Source organism: Sphingomonas sp. (assembly GCF_019242355.1).
GTDB lineage: Bacteria > Pseudomonadota > Alphaproteobacteria > Sphingomonadales > Sphingomonadaceae > Sphingomicrobium.
This window is the reverse complement of sequence record NZ_JAFAVR010000058.1, coordinates 1-3,701: the sequence shown is the minus strand read 5'-3', so window position 1 is coordinate 3,701 and position 3,701 is coordinate 1. Positions and strand designations below refer to the sequence as shown.

The window sequence follows — 3,701 nt, the reverse complement described above, 5'->3', positions numbered from 1 at the left end:
CAGCGCGCGCTGGCGCTGTCGTTGACCTTCGTGCTCCTCGCCGGCCGATCGCTTGTCGAAGTCCAGAAATACGGGGTCGAGCGTGTTCGCCCGGGACTGGAGCCGCATCTGGTGCCGGTAAAGACCTTTTCCTTCGTCAGCGGTCATGCCGGCAATTCGATGGTCGTGTTCCTCGCGCTCGCCCTGGCGCTCGCGCCGGAGGGCCGCTGGCGCGTGGCCTCTGTCGCCGCCGCCCTCGCCGGTTCGCTCGTCATCGGCCTCAGCCGGGTCATGCTCGGCGTGCACTGGCCGAGCGACGTGATCGGCGGCTGGGCTTTCGGCGCTCTCTGGGTTTTGCTGGCTCTCAAACCCGTGGAGCGGCTGCTCGCGCTTCGCTTCAAACGTTGAAGCGGAACAGCATCACGTCGCCGTCCTGGACGGCATAGTCCTTGCCTTCGGACCGCAGCTTGCCCGCATCGCGAGCACCGGCCTCGCCTCCGCACCGCACGAAATCCTCATAGGCGATCGTCTCGGCGCGGATGAAACCGCGCTCGAAATCGCTGTGGATGGCTCCCGCTGCCTCGGGCGCCCTGGCGCCCTTGCTGACCGTCCAGGCGCGGCTTTCCTTGGGGCCGGCCGTGAAGAAGGTGATGAGGCCGAGCAACTCGTAACCCGCCTTGATCACGCGCGTGAGCCCGGTCTCATGCAGCCCGAGGTCCGACAGGAAGGCTTCGCGCTCCTCGCCTGGCAGAGTCGCGATCTCCGCCTCGATGGCGGCCGAGACGACCACCGCGCGGGCGCCCTCGACGGCGGCCTTGTCGAAGACGCGCTGCGACAAGGCGTTGCCTTCCGCCGCGTCGCCCTCGTCGACGTTGCACACGTAGAGCACGGGCTTGCCGGTGAGCAGCTGGGCGCGGCTCAGCGCCTTCGCTTCCTCGACGTCCTTCGGCTGAGTCAGCCTGGCCGGCTTCGACGCTCGCAGGAGCTCGAGCGCCTGGCCAAGCACGCTCGCCTCGATCTTCGCATCCTTGTCGCCCTGCTGTGCCTTCTTGACGAGGTTGGGCACGCGCCGTTCCAGGCTGTCGAGATCGGCGAGCATCAGTTCCGTCTCGACCGTCTCGGCGTCGGCGACCGGATCGACCCGGCCCTCGACATGGGTGACGTCGCCACCCTCGAAGCAACGCAACACATGGACGATGGCATCGACCTCGCGGATATTCGCGAGGAACTGGTTGCCGAGCCCTTCGCCCTGCGACGCGCCGCGGACCAGCCCGGCGATGTCGACGAACTCGATCTGCGTCTCGATCTCCTGCGCCGACTTCGCGATCGCGGCGATCTTGTCGAGGCGCTCGTCGGGCACTGCGACCCGACCGACGTTGGGCTCGATCGTGCAAAATGGATAGTTCGCCGCCTGCGCCGCGGCGGTTTCGGTCAAAGCGTTGAAAAGCGTCGATTTGCCGACGTTCGGCAGGCCGACAATGCCGCAGCGGAAGCCCATGATTATCCTGAAGATGAGGGGAGTTGGAGCCCTTTAGGCCAAGTTGAACGAGATGCTCAACCGTTCGGACTTGCCGGTGCCGGGCAGCACCTCGTGCCGTAGCCAACTTTCCCACAACAGGAGCAGGCCGTCCCTTGGTTCCAAAGTGACGAACGTGTCCGGGCGGGCAGGGGCTGCCATCATCAGTGGCAGGCGAGGATCCTCGAATCGAATGGCGCCCGAGCCAGGCGGAACGTCGATGTAGAGCGTGCCGGAGATGATGCTGTGCGGATGGATGTGAGCGCTGTGATGGCCCGAGCCGCGCAGCAGGTTGACCCACAGGCTGTCGAGCCTGGGCTTCGAATCCCAGCCGAGCTCGGTCGCGAAGGTCCGGGCATGGCGCTTAAGGAGCTTCGCGACATCGGCGAAGGCCGGGTCGCGCCTCGGCAGGTCGTTCAGCGAGGCATAGCTGGTGTAGCCCGGATAGCGATGCTCCTTCGACCAACGGCGCCCGGCCTCATCTTCCTGGGCAAGTGAGCGGATCGAGATCGCCAGTTGATCGAGCAGGTCCCCAGTGCCGACTTCCGCCTCGTAGAGACGCGTGACGAAGAGGGAGCGGCTCATGCCGCGGCTCTAGCGCACGGGGCTAGCGGCGCAACCACAGCTCCACGCCGTCCGCCCGGCGGCTGGGGTGATAAGCCGCCATCGCCGAACGGATTTCGGGCTCGGCCATCAGCTGCGGTTTTTCGGCCAGGTTGACGAGGATGAGTTCGGGCCGATGCCGTGCCACGTCGAGTGCGAAGGCGTGGACGTCGTCGCGATAGAGCGCTGCGGCCTGCGGATGCTTCAGCCCGACGAAGCGCGCTCCGGCGGCCGTGAACAGGGAGGCGCGCGATCCGACCCATTGACCGCCGACGTTTCGGGTCACCGGGTGACCGGTGTCGAGCTCGGTGCTCAGCGCCATGATTGTCGGCGCGGGAGGCACCGCCTGCTCGATCGCGGAAGCGAGGGCCGGGTCGGGGCGGATCGCGGTGGCGTGCAGCTCCATCGCGACAAGAAGGATGAGCCCCGCGCCGACCAGGCGGCGACGGTCCTTTTCGGTCTCGCTGACCGACAGCGCCGCCGCAACGGCAAGAGCGGCGAGCGCCGCTCCCGGCAGCCAGTGGTTGGGATAGTTCTTGGCCTGCACCAGCGCCGCCGCCGTGAAGCCCAGCGCACCGAGGCTCCAGGCGACGGCGAGCGGTGGAATGCGCGGCGGCCGAAGTACTGCGACCAGGCCGGCGCTGATGGCGGGAAACAGCAGCACGCCGATTATGAGCTTCCACCAGACTTCGTGCATGCGCAGATAGGTCTGCTCAAGCACCGGCAGCAGGTCGAAATACGCGGGCGCAAGCGCCGCGACCGCGAGGGCGTACATGGCGCACACCATGCAGGCAGCGGCGAACGCCGGGAGCAGCGGACGCACGGATCGCTGCTTCACTGCGGCCCAGACTGCCGGCGCAAGTATCGCCAGGGCGAACGGCGGCTTGAGAACGATGACAAGACCGGCGCCGATTCCCGACAAGACAGTCGAGCCGCGGGGCGTGGCCTTGCCCTCGGCAATCGTGGCAAGAGCCGCGAGGATCGGAAGGGCGAGGAGCAGCGCTGCGTGCTCGCGCTCGGCAAACAGGCCCATCGGCAGCACCAGGGTGGCGAAGGCGAGGGCGGGCGCGAGCCAGCCAGGCGTCTCGTCATCGCCGAGGCTCGCGGCGAGACGCACCGTCGCCGTCGTCGACGCCAGCGCTCCGACGACGAATGCACCGACGATCACCGCCTCAGGCCTCAGGCCAAGCCGCGCCGCGGTCCACACCAACGGCATGTAGAGCCAGACGGATGCGGGCGGGTTGACCTCGATGATATTCTCATAGAGCCGGTCGCCGCCGAGGACGCGCTCGCAAACTGTGATCAGCCAGGAGACATCGGCGTCGACGGGCATCCACAGCGACTGGATGACGATCGCGAGAAGCGCGAGAGCCGCGGCTGCGAGCGCCGGCAAGGACATCTTCGGCAGCAGCCCTGCCGTGCCTTGTGAAGGCGTGGGGAGTGCGGAAACGCTCATCGCCCCGATCATAGGGTGTCAACCGTCAACGCGGCGTAAACCACGCCGGTACGGCTGCTCAGTTGTCCTGCAGCCTCATCGCGACCTCGCTCATGAAGCGGGCGTCCTCGCCGTCGGCGAGCCACTCGGCTTCCGCGGCGATTGCGG

General features: G+C 67.3%; 4 protein-coding genes and 1 pseudogene. 1 reads left to right on the top strand and 4 read right to left on the bottom strand.

Annotated elements, in window-relative coordinates; all coding sequences use genetic code 11:
* The coding region (locus JOZ79_RS02480) for a phosphatase PAP2 family protein (RefSeq protein WP_294070099.1) at window positions 1–387 on the top strand (387 nt) is incomplete at its 5' end.
* Here the strand turns inward: JOZ79_RS02480 and ychF are convergent.
* The 4 genes and pseudogenes from ychF to JOZ79_RS02460 all read right to left on the bottom strand — a co-directional run.
* Complete coding sequence (ychF, locus tag JOZ79_RS02475) at window positions 377–1,477, bottom strand: redox-regulated ATPase YchF (protein WP_294070096.1); 1,101 nt, start codon at window positions 1,475–1,477, stop codon at window positions 377–379. The two genes, JOZ79_RS02480 and ychF, sit on opposite strands and share 11 nt — an antisense overlap.
* A gap of 33 nt (window positions 1,478–1,510) precedes the next feature.
* Window positions 1,511–2,080 (bottom strand): TIGR02466 family protein, encoded by a 570-nt coding sequence (locus JOZ79_RS02470; RefSeq protein ID WP_294070092.1) that lies wholly within the window; start codon window positions 2,078–2,080, stop codon window positions 1,511–1,513.
* A 22-nt stretch (window positions 2,081–2,102) separates the two neighbouring features.
* Complete coding sequence (locus tag JOZ79_RS02465; protein ID WP_294070090.1) at window positions 2,103–3,554, bottom strand: hypothetical protein; 1,452 nt, start codon at window positions 3,552–3,554, stop codon at window positions 2,103–2,105.
* Between the two features lie 58 nt (window positions 3,555–3,612).
* Window positions 3,613–3,701, bottom strand: a pseudogene (locus tag JOZ79_RS02460) (aminoacyl-tRNA hydrolase); the annotation flags it as partial.